General features: G+C 73.4%; 17 protein-coding genes. 6 read left to right on the forward strand and 11 right to left on the reverse strand.

What is annotated here, in order from left to right:
- Positions 1–168 precede the first annotated feature (168 nt).
- Positions 169–948, reverse strand: coding sequence for a GNAT family N-acetyltransferase (locus Asera_RS00470; protein WP_035295746.1), 780 nt, complete (start codon positions 946–948; stop codon positions 169–171).
- A gap of 85 nt (positions 949–1,033) precedes the next feature.
- On the opposite strand from Asera_RS00470, the gene Asera_RS00475 reads away from it, so the two are divergent.
- Positions 1,034–1,693: a class I SAM-dependent methyltransferase gene (locus Asera_RS00475; RefSeq protein ID WP_030444952.1), complete on the forward strand. Its 660-nt coding sequence runs from the start codon at positions 1,034–1,036 to the stop codon at positions 1,691–1,693.
- Between the two features lie 44 nt (positions 1,694–1,737).
- Here the strand turns inward: Asera_RS00475 and Asera_RS00480 are convergent, their stop codons facing one another.
- From Asera_RS00480 to Asera_RS33830, 8 genes are all read right to left on the reverse strand, one after another.
- The gene (locus tag Asera_RS00480; protein WP_035295743.1) at positions 1,738–2,148 is read right to left on the reverse strand and encodes a DMT family transporter; all 411 of its coding nucleotides are present in this window, start codon (positions 2,146–2,148) and stop codon (positions 1,738–1,740) included.
- A gap of 44 nt (positions 2,149–2,192) precedes the next feature.
- On the reverse strand, positions 2,193–2,513 hold the full coding sequence (locus Asera_RS00485) for a DMT family transporter (RefSeq protein ID WP_030444950.1): 321 nt from the start codon (positions 2,511–2,513) through the stop codon (positions 2,193–2,195).
- Between the two features lie 123 nt (positions 2,514–2,636).
- Entirely contained in the window at positions 2,637–3,113 is a 477-nt protein-coding gene (locus tag Asera_RS00490) for a MarR family winged helix-turn-helix transcriptional regulator (protein WP_030444949.1), read from the reverse strand.
- 83 nt (positions 3,114–3,196) lie between these two features.
- Positions 3,197–3,403, reverse strand: a complete 207-nt coding sequence (locus tag Asera_RS00495; protein ID WP_030444948.1) for a hypothetical protein — start codon at positions 3,401–3,403, stop codon at positions 3,197–3,199.
- A gap of 36 nt (positions 3,404–3,439) precedes the next feature.
- Complete coding sequence (locus tag Asera_RS00500; RefSeq protein ID WP_212804465.1) at positions 3,440–3,910, reverse strand: pyridoxamine 5'-phosphate oxidase family protein; 471 nt, start codon at positions 3,908–3,910, stop codon at positions 3,440–3,442.
- Entirely contained in the window at positions 3,910–4,380 is a 471-nt protein-coding gene (locus Asera_RS00505) for a P-loop nucleotide/nucleoside kinase family protein (protein ID WP_030444946.1), read from the reverse strand. Before Asera_RS00505 ends, Asera_RS00500 begins: the two co-directional genes overlap by 1 nt.
- Positions 4,381–4,442: 62 nt before the next feature.
- Positions 4,443–5,516, reverse strand: a complete 1,074-nt coding sequence (gene ychF / locus Asera_RS00510; protein ID WP_030444945.1) for a redox-regulated ATPase YchF — start codon at positions 5,514–5,516, stop codon at positions 4,443–4,445.
- A gap of 48 nt (positions 5,517–5,564) precedes the next feature.
- A complete protein-coding gene (locus Asera_RS33830) occupies positions 5,565–5,933 on the reverse strand; it encodes a response regulator transcription factor (protein WP_425305929.1) in 369 nt (122 codons plus the stop codon).
- Between the two features lie 290 nt (positions 5,934–6,223).
- On the opposite strand from Asera_RS33830, the gene Asera_RS00520 reads away from it, so the two are divergent.
- The 3 genes from Asera_RS00520 (at position 6,224) to Asera_RS00530 (ending at position 10,734) form a co-directional block, all read left to right on the forward strand.
- The gene (locus tag Asera_RS00520) at positions 6,224–7,420 is read left to right on the forward strand and encodes a sensor histidine kinase (protein ID WP_051801885.1); all 1,197 of its coding nucleotides are present in this window, start codon (positions 6,224–6,226) and stop codon (positions 7,418–7,420) included.
- A 132-nt stretch (positions 7,421–7,552) separates the two neighbouring features.
- Positions 7,553–8,215, forward strand: a complete 663-nt coding sequence (locus Asera_RS00525) for a response regulator transcription factor (protein ID WP_030444943.1) — start codon at positions 7,553–7,555, stop codon at positions 8,213–8,215.
- Between the two features lie 146 nt (positions 8,216–8,361).
- Positions 8,362–10,734, forward strand: coding sequence for an MMPL family transporter (locus Asera_RS00530; protein WP_212804467.1), 2,373 nt, complete (start codon positions 8,362–8,364; stop codon positions 10,732–10,734).
- Positions 10,735–10,811: 77 nt separating this feature from the next.
- Here the strand turns inward: Asera_RS00530 and Asera_RS00535 are convergent, their stop codons facing one another.
- A complete protein-coding gene (locus tag Asera_RS00535; protein ID WP_030444940.1) occupies positions 10,812–11,672 on the reverse strand; it encodes an SMI1/KNR4 family protein in 861 nt (286 codons plus the stop codon).
- A 1,178-nt stretch (positions 11,673–12,850) separates the two neighbouring features.
- Between Asera_RS00535 and Asera_RS00540 the strand changes: the two genes are divergently transcribed.
- Together Asera_RS00540 and Asera_RS00545 are read left to right on the forward strand one after the other, a co-directional pair.
- The gene (locus Asera_RS00540; RefSeq protein WP_030444938.1) at positions 12,851–14,407 is read left to right on the forward strand and encodes an AlkA N-terminal domain-containing protein; all 1,557 of its coding nucleotides are present in this window, start codon (positions 12,851–12,853) and stop codon (positions 14,405–14,407) included.
- A gap of 280 nt (positions 14,408–14,687) precedes the next feature.
- Positions 14,688–15,182 carry a methylated-DNA--[protein]-cysteine S-methyltransferase gene (locus Asera_RS00545; protein ID WP_030444937.1) on the forward strand — a complete coding sequence of 165 codons (495 nt, stop codon included), beginning with the start codon at positions 14,688–14,690 and terminating at the stop codon, positions 15,180–15,182.
- Here Asera_RS00545 and Asera_RS00550 read toward each other — a convergent pair.
- Entirely contained in the window at positions 15,148–15,573 is a 426-nt protein-coding gene (locus tag Asera_RS00550; RefSeq protein WP_157034660.1) for a hypothetical protein, read from the reverse strand. The two genes, Asera_RS00545 and Asera_RS00550, sit on opposite strands and share 35 nt — an antisense overlap.
- Positions 15,574–15,595: the final 22 nt, after the last annotated feature.

Here is a 15,595-nt window from a genome sequence, read left to right on the forward strand (position 1 = left end):
GCAGTCCTGACGAAAGAAGGTGGCAGAGGGCGTGTAGCCGAGGGCGGCGTAGAAGTCGTCGGCGCGGCTGGTCGCGAGCGCGACGTAGGCGGCGTCGTGATCGGCGGCCCAGGACTCGGCACCGCGCATGAGCACCCGCCCGACACCGTCGCCGCGCACCGACTCGGCTCAACGCTTCCAGACGTAGGGCGTGGTGGTCGAGACCTTGACGAGGCCGGCGCGTTCCAGGATCGGGCGGGAGTACTCGGTCGAGTCGCTGTGCAACAGCGTCTTGCCGGCGGCGAGCGCGGACCGCGCCCGGACGGCGGTCAGCGCGCGGTAGATGCCGCGGTGACGCCACTCGGGAAGCGTTGCGCCACCCCAGATCCCGGCGAAGTCGGTGCCCGGCACCGGCTCGAGCCGGCCGGCGCTGACGATCCGGCCCGCGGCCTCGGCGGCCCACAGCTCCAGCCCGTCGCCGTCCGCCAGCTGTCGCAGCAGCGCCGCCGCACCGTGGAAAGCGGACGGCGTACCGAACGCCTCGTCCTGCATCGCGCACAGGGCGCGGACGTCGGGCTCCGCGGTGACGCGGCGCAGCGTCACGCCCGCCGGCAGCGGTACCTCGACGGCGAGCGCGGCCGCGTCGCCGAGCATGATCGACTCGCGCTCCTCCGGGACGAACCCGTTGGCCACCAGCGTCGCGTGCAGCCCCGGGGCCCGGTCGTGGCCGCGGGTCTTCCACTCCACCTGCCCGATCGCCGGATCGGCGCGGTAACGCTCGAGCGCCTCGGGTACCAGTCGCTCGACGTTCGCGCCATCCAGGTCGCGGTAGCTCACGAAGCCCTGCCCGCCGGCGAACGTCATCAGCCACAACGGCCCGAGGCGGGTCACCGAGACCGCGCCGTGCGCCTCGGCGTCGGTACGCAGCTGGTCGTCGTACGCGCGAAGCAGCGCGGCCTGATCCATCATCGGGAGCATCCTCGCGGCCCGGCCGCGAGCCGGCAAGCCGAATTCCGCGGTTGCGGGGCGGCTCGGTGCGGGCGACGATCCGGGGGTGACGGCAGAAGAAGCGACCGATCTCGACCAGCTGCTCGACGAGCAGATCGCCTACTACCGGGTGGCTGCCCCGGAGTACCAGGACCACGCGCTCCCGTACGGTGGCGGGGACGAGCTGTCCGCTGCCCTCGACGCGTTCCACCCCACCGGCGAGGTGCTGGAACTGGCCTGCGGCCCGGGCCTGTGGACCCGGCAATTGGTACGCCACGCGGACCACGTCACCGCGGTGGACGCGTCACCGGAGATGCTGGCGCTCGCCGCGCGCGATGTGGACGGCGACCGGGTCCGGTTCGTCCGGGCGAACATCTTCGACTGGCGGCCGGACCGCCGCTACGACGCGGTGTTCTTCGGCTTCTTCCTCTCCCACGTCCCGCTGGAGCGGTTCGCGTCGTTCTGGGCGATCGTCGCGGACTGCCTCGCCCCGGACGGGCGGGTGTTCTTCGTGGATGACGGGTACCGCACCGCCGACGAACTGATCGAGGGCGAGGACTCCACGACCATCCAACGCCGCCTCACCGACGGCAGTACCCATCGGATCGTCAAGGTCCCGCACCAGCCCGCCGACCTGGCACGACGCCTGGCCGCCTGCGGCTGGTCGGTCACCGTCACCCAGGCGCCCGGCGGACCCTTCTACTGGGGTACCGGCCGACCGGCCTGACCCGCCGACGGCGGTCCCGAGCCGTCGAGACGCCCTCGATGCCGTCAGCGGCGACGCTCGTGGCCGGCGGCCGGGCCCGCGTCGTTCGCCCTGGCGGCGCGGGCACGCCGGCCCGGCACGCCGTCGGCGAGCTTGAGCCAGACGACACCGGCGATCACGACGGCGAGCCAGAACGCGCGCAGCGGGGTGAGGTGCTCGTCGAACAGGACAGGGCCGAGCAGCGCCGCCCCGACCGCACCGATGCCGGCCCAGACCGCGTACCCGATCCCGACGTCGATGCGCCGCAGCGCGACGCTCAGCGCGAACAGGGTCAGCAGGAAGAACACTGCCGCCGAGACCGACCAACCGAGGACGGTGAAGCCGTTGCTGCCACCGACGCTGAGCGCGTAACCGATCTCGAAGCCCCCGGCGAGCAGGAGCATCGCCCAGGGGCCGGCCTGCTTCGTGGTGCGCATGAGGTGGATCCCTTCGCTGCTGGTGGGTGCCGGGTCCGGCCGGCTCACGCCGCGCCGCTGAGCTGCAGGCCGGCGACGCCGCCGATGATGATCGCGATGCCGAGAGCCCTGCGCCAGTGCAGCCGCTGGCCGAGGAACAGCGCGCCGATCAGGACGATCCCGATGCCGGAGATGCTCGTCCAGATCGCGTAGCCGACGCCGACGTCGAACGTGAGCAGGGCGCGGCTGAGCAGGACGGTGCCGGCGGCACCGCTGGCGAGCGTGCCGAGTGTCCACCACAGCCGGGTGAACCCCTGCGCCTTGCTGGCGAGGAGGCCGACGGCCACCTCGAAGACGACGGCGAGGCCGAGGTAGAGCCAACTCATGACGGGTGCCCTTCGATCGGATGTTGTCGTGTGTACCGCGAGCATTTCAATGCCTGTACATGCATGTATTTGCCCCTGCCGAGGCACCCACTGCCCGCCTCCGCGTGCACCGGGCGCGCCGGGTCAGTCGGCCAGCAGCGCGCCCACCGTGCCGAGAGCGCCCGCGAGGCGCGGCAGATCCAGTTCGGGGAACCGCGCGCCCGCCGCGGACAGCAGGTCCCGGACCCGCTCCTCGTACGGCGTGCGCAGGTCGCCGAGCAGCGCCTCGCCCTGCGCGGTGAGGACCGCGTACACCCCGCGGCCGTCGTCGGTGCAGACGTCTCGACGCACCAGCTTCTTGGCTTCCAACCGGCTCACCAGGCGGGTCGCCGAGCTCTGGGTCAGCCCCACCTGCTGGGCAAGCTCGCTGACCCGCAACTCCTTGTCCGCCGAGCGGCTCAGCGCCGCGAGCGCGCGGCAGTCGGTCAGCCCGATCCGGTACCGGTCCGCGAGCCACCGATCGAGTTCGGCATCGACCGCCGACGCGAACGCGGCGACCGCGGCCCAGGCCGAACTGACCGGGGCGGCGGCCCCACTCGAACCACGTACCTGCATGTGCATGCATTGATAATACCGAGACGTGCTCGGCGCGCAAGCCTTTGAGGCACGGCACACGATGGCGCGGTCCCGGCGCCCCGCCGCGCTCAGCGGCGGCGTTCGGTGCCGCGCCGGTAGTTGCCGGTGACGCGGGCGAGCAGCTGCTGGTCGGCCTCGTCGCCCGCACCGAGGCGGGCGACCACCCGGTCCGCCTGCGCCCCGCGCAGCGTCACGACGACGCGGCCACCGCGGCTGATCCGCACCTCACCGGACTTGGTCACCTGGTACGAGAACGGATCGTCCGCGAGCCCCACCGTCGCCTCCCTGCCGGCCGCCGGCCCGAACCGGGCTCACCACCCGGCGCCCTCCGCCACCCGCGCCGGCTCGGTGCGGGCGTCGTAGCAGCGCAGCCAGCGGGGGCGGATCCGCACGAGCGAGAACCCGTCGTCGAGCGCCCGCGACCCGGGAAACTGCGACAGGTACGTCTCGCCGCAGGCGGCCCGGTCGGCGCCCGCCAGGATCTCGGCGCTCCCCTCCACCTGTACCGACACGGCGTCGTCCGTGCCGATCACTACGGCGACCCGCGGATCGTTCCGGAGGTTGCGCATCTTGCGGGCGTCGCTCGGCGCATCGAAGACCAGTTCCCCGGCGTCGGTGACGGCCAGCCCGACCAGCGCCGCCTCCGGGTTCCCGGCCGGGTCGACGGTGGCCACCACACCCAGCCGGGTGCCACGGACGAACGCCACGAACCGCTCCCGCGTCATCAACTCCATGAACTGGCTGGACGTTGAGCGGAAGTCGACGATGTCGCCGTCGCGCATCACGTGGTCCTTGCCACCACCGTCAAGGGGCCTTCGTCCGGGGTCGGCGGCTCGAAATGATCGAAGTAGGCCGCCGCCGTCTCGGTGTCCACGGCGAAGTCGTCACCATGGGCGAGTCCACGTGCGGCAACGCGCTCCAGGCACGTGGACCGTTCGGTCGCCAGGTAGATCGTCTCGGGAACCACGCCGAGCGGCCCCAGCACCCGACGCCACTCTTCGCGCATGGCGCGCGACCAGAACGAGAAGTCGAGCACGACGTCACGCCCCGCACCGACGAGCGCGGCAAGCCGTCGCTGCAGGTGCGTCCCGATGTCGGCATGCACGTCCTCGGACAGCGGCATGTGCCGGATGCCCCGGTCCCAGGCTTCTTGGTCGTACGACAGGCGAACGAAGCCGTTGGCTTCCCAGCGGCGAGCGACGGTCGACTTGCCCGAGCCGGCGGGTCCGCACATGAAGACGACCCTCACCATGCGCCTCACTCTAGCTGGTGCGCTTCCCGGCACGATCGCGGTTCTCGACGGGAACGGCGGTCCTACACGTTGAAGCGGAAGTCGACGATGTCGCCGTCGCGCATGATGTAGTCCTTGCCCTCCATGCGGACCTTGCCCTGAGCCTTCGCCTCGGCCATCGAGCCGGCGGCGATCAGGTCGTCATACGAGACGATCTCGGCCTTGATGAAGCCGCGCTGGAAGTCGGTGTGGATCACGCCGGCCGCCTCCGGTGCGGTCGCACCACGGCGGATCGTCCAGGCGCGGGACTCCTTCTCCCCCGCGGTCAGGAACGTCTGCAGGCCGAGGGTGGCGAAGCCGACCCGGGCCAGCTGCGACAGGCCGGACTCCTCCTGTCCCATCGACTGCAGCAGCTCCAGCGCCTCGTCGTCGGGCAGCTCGACCAGTTCCGACTCGATCTTCGCGTCCAGGAAGATCGCCTCGGCCGGGGCAACCAGCTTGCGCAGCTCCTGCTTGGCGCCCTCGTCGGTGAGCTGGTCCTCGTCCACGTTGAACGCGTACAGGAACGGCTTCGCGGTGAGCAGGTGCAGGTCGTACAGCGGCTCGGGGTCGAGGCCGGCGGCGAACACGGTACGGCCGGAGTCGAGGACCTGCTTGGCCTCCTCGACGGCGGCGAGCACCGGCTGCTTGTCCTTGATCAGCCGGGCCTCCTTGGTCAGCCGCGGCAGGACCTTCTCGATGGTCTGCAGGTCGGCCAGGATCAGCTCGGTGTTGATCGTCTCGATGTCGTCGTGCGGCGACACCCGGCCGTCGACGTGCGCCACGTCGTCGTCGTGGAACGCCCGGATGACCTGGCAGATCGCGTCCGACTCGCGGATGTTCGCGAGGAACTTGTTGCCCAGCCCCTGGCCCTCGCTCGCGCCCCGCACCAGGCCGGCGATGTCCACGAACGTCACGGTCGCCGGCACCACCCGCTGCGAGTGGTACATGTCCGACAGCACGCCGAGCCGTGGGTCCGGGACGCCCACCACGCCGGTGTTGGGCTCGATCGTCGCGAACGGGTAGTTCGCGGCCAGGACCTCGTTGCGGGTCAGCGCGTTGAACAGGGTGCTCTTGCCGACGTTGGGCAGGCCGACGATGCCGATCGTGAGACTCACAGCGGGCCAGTCTACGTGCGCTCCACCGACCCGGCAGCCGCGGCGGTGTCAGTGCTGCGGCCGGACCAGGCGATACTCGTACGCCCAGATCACGGCGTGCACGCGGTCCCGCAGGCCGAGCTTGGCCAGGAGGCGGCCGACGTGGATCTTGACGGTACCGGCGGAAAGGTGCAGCCGCAGACCGATCTCGGCGTTGGTGCCACCGCGGGCGAGCTCCAGCAGTACCTCCCGTTCCCGGGCGGTGAGCGGGGCGAGCGGATCGGCGGTACCGGCAGCGGGCAGACCGGCGGCGACGTGGTCGAGCAGCCGGCGGATGGGGGACGGCGCGATCACCGCATCGCCGAGCACCAGAACCTTCGGGGCCGGGCCGCGGGCGACGAGGCGGCGAGTGGCCTTGGCGCCGTCCCGCCGCGGCACCGGACGTCCATCAGGACGACGTCGGCGGCGGTCACGGCGAGGCGGTCGAGCGCCTGCGCGCCGTCGTCGGCGATACCGCAGACCGGGCGGCCGGACCTGGGATGCCGACCGGTAGACGCCGGGGTGGGCGGCGTCGCCGTGACCCGCTCGCCGGCCCGCACGATCACGGCCCTGGCGGTGACGGGATAGCGGGCCGGCCCGGTGTGGCGCCCGGCGTACATCGGCGGGAGTACGGGGTGCCTTCCCGCGGAGGACACGCCGGGTGTGCCGGCACGCCTAGGCTCGGTGACGTGACGACGACGCGGTACCAGGGGGTGGTGCGGTGGCGACCGCGCCCGCGGCTGGTGGACGCGGCGCTCGCGGTCGTGGTCACCGCGCTGGTGGTGCTCGGCTCGGTGGGCGAGTCGTACCCGAGCAACCCGGACGACGTGGTGGCCGGGCTGGTGGCCCCACCGTGGCCGGCGTACCTGGTCGCCGCCGCGGCCGCGGCGGTACTGGGGTGGCGGCGGCGCTGGCCGGTCGCGGTCTGGGCGGTCTCGCTGGCGCTGGTCGTGCTGTACACGATCCCCGGCTACGTCAACGGTTCCGCGCTCATCGCCCCGGTACTGGCGGTGTACACGGTGACCACGCTCGGCCGGGTGCGGCGGGCGCTGCTGCTCGCCGGGATCACCGTCGTGGTGCTGATGGGCAGCACGATGCTGTTCAGCCCGTTCGGCTTCGGTGGGCCGGTCACGGTGATCCCGTTCGAGGTGGCGGTGGCGCTGGCGGCCGGGCTCGCCGTGGCCAGCCGCCGCGCGTACGTGGCGGAGATCGCCGACCGGGCGGAACGGGCCGAACGGACCCGCGAGCAGGAGGCGCGCCGACGGGTCGACGCGGAGCGGCTGCGGATCGCCCGGGAACTGCACGACGTCGTGGCGCACACGATGGCAACCATCAGCGTGCAGGCCGCGGCGGCCGCGCACGTGCTGAAGGATCCGCCGCCGGAGGCGGCGACCGCGCTGGCCGCGATCCGCGCCGCGAGCAAGGACGGCCTGGTCGAGCTGCGGGCGATCCTGCGGCTGCTGCGTACCGAGGGCGAGGCCGATCCGCGGCACCCGACGCCCGGGCTGGCCCAGCTCGCCACGCTCGCCGAGCGCACCCGGCAGGCCGGGGTTCCGGTCACGCTGCGGCTGCCGACGCCGCTGCCGGAGCTGCCCGCCGCGACCGAACTCGTCGCGTACCGGATCGTGCAGGAGTCGCTGACCAACACCGTCAAGCACGCCGGTCGCGCCCGCGCGACGGTCACCGTCGACACCCGGGACGGCCACCTGGAGCTGACCGTACTCGACGACGGGATCGGCTGTACCGCACCGGAAACCGACGGCCACGGGCTGCTCGGTATGCGCGAGCGCGCGGCCTCGGTCCGGGGTAGCGTCGAGGCCGGCCCGGATCCGGCCGGCGGCTTCCGGGTGCACGCCCGGCTCCCGTTGCCGGGCGGTGCCCGATAGTGGCCCGGCGACACCTGCCCGGCCCGGGCCGGCGCGGCGCCCGATCGCCCGCCGGCCACGGCTACCCCGACCTGTCCCGGCCGGCGCGTCCCGGTCGAAAGTGGTACTCCGAACCGTGAGGTTGATGCCGTGGTGATCAAGGTGGTGCTCGCCGACGACCAGGCGCTGATCCGGGCCGGGTTTCGTACCCTGCTCGCCGACGCCGGTGACATCCAGGTGGTGGCGGAGGCCGCGGACGGCGACGAGGCGGTCCGGGCGGCGCGGGACACCGCGGCCGACGTGGTCCTGATGGACATCCGGATGCCCGGCACCGACGGGCTGACCGCGACCCGCGAGATCGCCTCCGACGACGACCTGGCCGGCGTCCGGGTGCTGATCCTCACCACGTACGAGACCGACGAGTACGTGTACCAGGCGCTCAAGGACGGCGCGTCCGGCTTCCTGGTCAAGGACATCGAGCCGGACGAGCTGCTGCACGCGATCCGGGTGGTGGCCCGCGGCGATGCGCTGCTCGCGCCGTCCATCACCCGCCGGCTGATCGCCGACCTCGTCGCCCGGCCGGCCAAGCGCGTCGCCGACACGTCGGTGCTGTCCCGGCTCACCGACCGGGAACGCGAGGTACTGGTGCTGGTCGCCGGCGGGTTGAGCAACGACGAGATGGCCGGCCGGCTGTTCCTGAGCCCGCTGACGGTCAAGACGCACGTCAGCCGGATCATGACCAAGCTCGCCGCGCGCGACCGCGCCCAGCTCGTCGTGCTGGCGTACGAGAGCGGCCTGGTCACGCCGGGCGGCTGAGCACCCCGGCCCCGAACGGGGTCGGGGTGCGTACTCCGTCGGGATGCCTCCGACGGGGGTACCGGTCGGCAACTCGGGGTGGACGACCGGAAACGGCCGTGGCGCGAGGCTCAGGGGGTCCATTCGAGCCCCTTCAGGAGTGCGTCATGCATCCCAGGCACACCAGTCGATCCCGGTCCGAGAACCGGTCCGGGTCCACGCCGAGACCGACCGGGCCGCTGGCCGGGCTGGCCCGCGGCTGCTACCGGCACCGCTGGCTGGTGCTGGCCTGCTGGCTCGTCGGTACCGCCGCGCTGCTCGTCGCCGGCTTCCGCTACGCGGCGCCTGCCGACAACGACTTCTCCGGCGGTACCAGCGAGTCCGCGCACGCGCAGGAGCTGATCCGGCAACACTTCCCGAAGCAGAACGGCGACACCCTCACGCTCGCGGTGACCGCGCAGCAGCCCGTCACCGACCCGGCGGTACGCACCCGGGTCGAGTCGCTGTTGCACACCCTGCGCGGCGCTCCGCACATCGTCGAGACGGCGGACCCGTACCGGACGCCGGGGCAGATCTCCGCCGACCGGCACACCGCGTACGCCACGATCCGGTCCAGCGAGGACCAGATCTCCGCCGACACGGTGACTCCGCTGCTGGACAAGGTGAAGCACGCGTCCGGCGACGGCGTCACCTTCACCCTGGGCGGCGACGCGGTGCTGTCGGTCGAGCAGCCGCCCGGCGGGCCGAGCGAGGGCGTCGGCGTGCTCGCGGCGGTGATCGTGATCCTGATCAGCTTCGGTTCGCTGCTCGCGATGGGGCTGCCGCTGATGACCGCACTGTTCGGCATCGGTACCGGCCTGGCCGGCATCGAACTGCTCGGCCACCTGCTACCGGCACCGTCGTTCACCCCGATCGTGTCGACGCTGATCGGGCTCGGCGTCGGGATCGACTACGCGCTGTTCATCGTCACCCGCTACCGCGAGGCATTGCACGGCGGAGCCGGGCAGGGCGCACAGCACGGCGGAGCCGGGCAGGGCGCACAGCACGGCGGAGCCGGGCACGGCGCACAGCACGGCGGAGCCGGGCACGGCGCACAGCACGGCGGAGCCGGGCACGGCGCACAGCACGGCGGAGCCGGGCACGGCGCACAGCACGGCGGAGCCGGGCAGGGCGCCTGGCAGGGAGCGACACCGGAGCAGGCCACCGTCATCGCGATCACCACCGCCGGCCGGGCCGTCCTGTTCGCCGGCAGTACCGTCGTGATCGCGCTGGCCGGGCTGTTCGTGATGCAGCAGCCGCTGCTCAACGCGACCGCCGTCGCCGCGTCGGTGACGGTGCTCGCCACCATGGTCGCGGCGGTCACGCTGCTGCCGGCGCTGCTCGGCTTCGTCGGGCGCAACATCGACCGGCTCCGACTGCCGTACTTCGGCCGGACGTCGACGACCAGCCCGCTCGCGTCCCGCTGGGCCGGGACGATCCAGCGGCATCCGGTCGTCGGCCTGGTCGTCGGCGCCGCGGTGCTGCTGACGCTCGCGGTACCGGCGCTGTCGATGCGGCTCAGCTTCGCCGACGCGTCGACCGCGCCGCGCGACACGTCCGCGTACGCCACGCACCGGACCCTCGCCGACGCGTTCGGTCCGGGCCGGGACGCGCCGCTGGTGATCGTCACGGACGGCTCCGGCGCCGCGCTGCGGCCGGTAGCCGACGCGGTCCGCGACACCCCGGGCGTCGCCGCCGTGACGCCGGTGCGTACCAGCGCGGACGGCGGGGCCAGCGAGTTCGTCGCGATCCCGACCACCGGCACCCAGGACGCCGCCACCCCGAAGCTGGTACATCGGTTGCGGGACACCGTGATCCCGCACGCGGCGCCGGGACAGCGGGTGTACGTCGGGGGGCCGAACGCGGCGACGATCGACTTCGCCGACTCGGTCACCACCCGCCTGCCGTGGCTGATCGCGGTCGTCGTGGCGCTCTCCCTGCTCGTCCTGCTGGTACTGGTGCGCTCGGTGGTGATCGCGGTCAAGGCGGCGGTGATGACGCTGCTGTCCACGCTCGCCGCGTATGGGGTGCTGACCGCCGTCGTGCAGTGGGGCTGGTTCGGCCACGCGCTCGGGTTCGCGACCGACCAACCGGTCACCACCTGGGTACCGCTGTTCGTGTTCCCGATCCTGTTCGGGCTGTCCACCGACTACGAGGTGTTCCTGGTGTCCCGGATCCGGGAGGAGTACGACGCGGGCGCGGACACCCGCGAGGCGGTACGGCGCGGGCTGGCGTCGACCGCCCGGATCATCACCGCGGCCGCGGCGATCATGGTCCTGGTGTTCCTGACCGTACTGCTGGGCGACGACCCGGCGGTCAAGCAGTTCGGCCTCGGCCTCGCGGTCGCGGTGCTGCTGGACGCGACGCTGGTCCGGATGGTGCTGGTGCCGGCGCTGATGGAGCTGTTGGGCGCCGCGAACTGGTGGCTGCCCCGGCCGCTGGCCCGGCTGCTGAGCCGGCGTGCCGAGGCCGAGCGGGCGGACGATCCGGTCCGCGCCTGACCACCACCGCGGTCCGGCCGGTCGACGCTGGCCGGATCGCGGTGCCCGTCTGCGGGCCGGGACGGATCCGGCGGCCGTCAGAGCGAACCGCGCAGCAGCCGCCTCGGGCCGGCGGACACACCGAACGCGGCCGACCACTCGATCTCGACCTCGAAGGTGTTGTTCCCGGCCAGCTCGGCGGCGGCAAGGCCGACCGGGATCGCGTCGAGGTCGCGCAGCCGTGCCCACTGCCCCGCGTCGAGCACCAGGACCCGCAACCGGGGCAGCCCGACGACCAACTCCAGATCCGGTACGTCGACGCCGGACAGGTCGAGCCGCGCCAACTCGGGCAGAGTGGCCAGCGGAGCGATCGACACCGGCGCGCCGGTACCGGACACGGTCAGGTCCCAGATGCTCGGATGCCCCGAGAGACCGGTCAGGTCCACCGCCGGCGCGCTGACCATCAGCGACTCGACGGGGACCCGGTGCGGCAGCGCCAGCTCGACGGTCTGCACATCACGCACCTGCAGGACCCGCAGCCGGCTCAGCGGAGCGCACCCGGCGAGGTCGATGTGCGGGCAACCGCCGAGGACACAATGCTGCACGTCGTCCGCCGCGGCCAGACGGGTGACCGAGTCGACCGGCCACGGACCATCCGGTCGCCCGGTGTACGTGGCTTCTTCGGCTCCGTGCACCCATGCCGGCGTCGTGGAGTCCCGGCCGCCGGCCGCGTCGACGAACCGACGCAGCAGCGCGGTGACGGACCCGGCGACGAGCTCGACCGGCCATCCGCTCGGCCCTATCTCGTAGCAGAACAGCTGCCCGGCGGTACCGGCCGGGCCGGGGTCGAGGTCGACCGCGATGAAGCGCCGGCCACCGCCGTTTCGGCCCAACGTCAGCCAGCGCGCGTCGTGCGAGACCCGGCGTACCGCGTCGTGCGGGAGCCCGCCGAGGACCACCCGATCGGCGGCGAACAGGTCGTCCCCCGCAGACCGCGGTGCCCAGTCCCGCCCGGTACTCCGGCCACTCGAGCAACGACCCGTCCGGGTTGCCGAGGTAGCCGGCGACGACGTCCTCCAGCGGAAACAGCAGCTGATCGGCGAGCAGTCCGTGCTCATCCAGATCGTCGTGCACGATCCGGTACAGCGCCCGCAGGTCCGCCGGCAGTCGCAGCCCCATCGCCGCCTCGGCCGCGGCGAGCTGCTCCTCCGAGTACCCGACGCCGAACGCCGGCGGGTGCCCCGTGCTCCGCTCGTACGCCGCGGCGAACCGGTTCACCAGCTCGCGCACGGTGGCCATTGCCTGCGGGTCGGTCGGTCCCGGTTCGGGCGCCGGGCCCGGCCGGATGACCGGCGCGGGATGCCCCGGATACCGGTACTCGGGGTCGAGGACCACACGGGTGACCGGCCGGGCCGGACCGTCGGCAGCTGCCAGGTGGTACCGGAACGCGTACCGACCGGCGCCGACGTGCAGCTCCATCTCGACGTCGGCGTCGTCGGGTGCAGCCAGCTCGGCGCGGACCGCGCACGCCACCTCGTCGAGCAGCTGCCGGCCCGGTCGCCGCCAGCGGGCCCCGCCGCTCTGTTCGAAGCTGACCCGCATCGACGGTGGCGGCGCCCGGTCGGGTAACCGATCGGGCGCCGCCGCTGCCTCCGACCGCTGCCAACCGTTGTCCGCCAGCTGGACCCGCACCTGCGCCGACGGCGCGTCGGCGCCCTCGACCGACTGACGCACCATTCGCCGTACCAGGGTCGAGAGATCGGACATCGCGGGCTCCCTTGCATGATCGCTGCCGAGCCACCGCACGGTAGAAGACGCGGGCGAGCCGGCCGACCGCGCGCCATGCCATGCTCCGAAACGGCCGATGGAGTGGCCGCGATCGGGTCCGAAACCGCCCGGGTGGGTCGCATGGTCGAGTCCGGCAGCGTTGGCCGGGCTGGCCATGCCTGGGCCCGACAGCCCCTGGCGCGGGTGGCCATGGCCGGTCCGAAAACCGCCGGCGGGCGCCGCCACGGTCGCCTCCGAAACCGCCGGCGTGCGTGGCCACGGTCGCGTCCGAAAACCGCTGGCGAGTGTGGCCACCGTCGTGTCCGAAAGCCGCGAGCCATTCGCCCGCGACGGTGCCAGGATCGAACGCGTGAACACGCTTCCGGACTTCGAGCACTGCTACCGCGCGGTGGCCAGCCGCGACCAGCGGTTCGACGGCTGCTTCTACACGGCCGTCACCTCGACGAAGATCTACTGCCGACCGAGTTGCCCGGCACAGACCCCGCGGCGCGCGAACGTCCGGTTCTACCGGTCCGCGGCCGCCGCCCAGGGCGCCGGTTTCCGCGCCTGCATGCGCTGCCGGCCGGACGCCACGCCCGGTTCCCCCGAATGGGACAGCCGGGCCGACGTCGCCGCCCGCGCGATGCGGCTGATCGCGGACGGGCTGGTCGACCGGGACGGTGTCGCGGGACTGGCCAGCCGGCTCGGCTACACCGAACGTCACCTCAACCGGCTGCTGTCCGCCGAGGTCGGCGCCGGGCCGCTGGCGCTGGCCCGGGCGCAGCGGGCGCAGACCGCCCGGCTGCTGATCGAGACGACCCCGATGGGGCTCGCCGAGATCGCGTTCGCGGCCGGCTTCGGCAGCGTCCGGCAGTTCAATGACACGCTGCGCGAGGTGTACGGCAGCACCCCGTCGGCGCTGCGGGCCGCGAAGCGGCGCGGCGGCCGTACTGCGGGCCGGACCGCGACCGCCGGCCGGCCCGGATCCGCGGCGATCCCGCCGGCGCGGCCGGTCGAGGCCGGTGCGCCGGGGACGGGGACGGACTGGACCACGGTGCCGGTACGCCTGGCGTACCGGGAGCCGTTCGCCGCCGCCGAGGTGGTCGCGTTCCTGGCGGCGCGCGCGCTGCCCGGCGTCGAGTCGGTCGTGGACGGTACGTACCGGCGGACGATGCGGCTGCCGCACGGCGTCGGGTGGGCCGAGCTGAGCCCGGCCGACGGGTACGTGTCGGCGGTGCTGCACCTGGCCGACGTGCGCGACCTGGCCCCGGCCGTGTCCCGCTGCCGGCGGCTGTTCGACCTGTCCGCCGACCCGGTCGCGGTCGACGCGATACTCGGCGCCGAACCGGCACTGGCCGCGGACGTCGCGGCCACCCCCGGGGTACGGCTGCCGCGGTCGGTGGACGGGTTCGAGATGCTGTGCCGCGCGATCGTCGGCCAGCAGGTGTCGGTCGCGGCGGCCCGCAGCATCCTCGGCAACCTCGCCGCGGCGCTCGGCGATCCGGTCACCGCGGGCGAGCTGAGCCACACGTTCCCGACCGCCGCCGCGATCGCCGACGCGCCCGACGAGCTGCTGCCGATGCCGAACGCCCGGCGCCGGGCGCTGCGCACCGCGGCCGGACTGGTCGCCGACGGCGCGGTGGACCTGGACGGCGGCGACCCGGACACGGTCGCCGAGACGCTGCTCGCGGTACCGGGGATCGGTCCGTGGACGGTGAGCTACGTGAAGCTGCGCGGGCTCGGCGAGCCGGACACGTTCCTGGAGGGCGACCTGGGCGTACGGCACGGCGCCGCGGCACTGGGCCTGCCGGACGCGCCGAAGCCGCTCGCCGCCTGGGCGGCCACGGTGCGGCCGTGGCGCTCGTACGCGGTGATCCGGCTCTGGCGGCAGGCGGCCACCGCAGCCGGCCGCGCCAGCGGCGGCTGATCCGCCCGCGCCGGCTCGCCAGCGGGTGGCTGACCCGCCCGCTTGCGGCGCCTGCCCACCACACCGGCGCACCGCACCGAGCGTGGCCGCATCGCGCCCGGGGCCGGCGCACCGGCTCCGGCGGGCCGAGCCGCAGGAGGCACACCGGCTCCGCCGGCCGCCCGAGCAGCACCGAGCCCGCCGAGCCGCCCGAGCCGCAGCCGCTCGGCCGGCGGGGTCGAGCACGCCGGTGCCGGGACATGCCCGGTACCGGCACGAAGACTGCACGATGGAGGAAGAGATGACTGCCTACACGTTCACGACGAGCACGCCGGTCGGGCCGTTCACGGTGCTGGCCGCGACCGACCACGCGGTACTGGCCAGCGGCTGGACCGACGACCCGGAGACGCTGCGGGTGTTGATCCACCCGTCGCTGCGGCCGGATCGCGTGGTCGCCGGCGACGGCGGCGACATCGCCGCGGCGGTCGAGGCGTACCTGGCCGGTGACCTGACCGCGACCGACCGGGTCCAGGTCCGGCAGGCCAGCGGTCCGTTCCTGGCGCACTCCTGGGACGTGCTGCGCACGGTGCCGGCCGGCGACCCGGTGACCTACACCCGGTACGCGGAGCTGGCCGGTCGACCGACCGCGGTCCGGGCGGCCGCCAACGCCTGCGCGCGCAATGCCGCGGCGCTGTTCGTACCGTGCCATCGGGTGCTGCGCACCGACGGTTCGCTGGGCGGGTTCCGGTGGGGGCTGCCGGTCAAGCGCTGGCTGCTCGACCACGAGGCGCACTGATCGCACGCCATCCGCGCACGCACAGGTACGCGATGAGCAGCAGGACGAACAGGCCACCGTCCGCGGCGAGGATCGTGGCGGTACCGGTGGCGCTGCCGGCCAGCTGGTAGCCGAGCGCGGCGAGGGTCAGCGCGAGCTTGCTCGCCAGTACCAGCTCCCACAGGTACGGCAGGGCGTGCGGGCGCAACGCGAGCAGGGCGAACAGGCCGGCGAAGACCGCGAGGCCGACCATCCGCCAGGTTTCCACGATGCGGGTGTCGGCGCCGGCACCGACAACGTCGGCGATCGCGGTCACCGCCGAGACGAGGGCCGCGGCGGCGGCGATGCCGGCGAGCACCCGACCGGCGGTGAACGCCGGGCGCCGTCCGACCCGAGCACTGTTAACTGTCATAGCCAAAAAGCTAATGCTAGTA

Source organism: Actinocatenispora sera, from assembly GCF_018324685.1.
Lineage (GTDB): Bacteria > Actinomycetota > Actinomycetes > Mycobacteriales > Micromonosporaceae > Actinocatenispora > Actinocatenispora sera.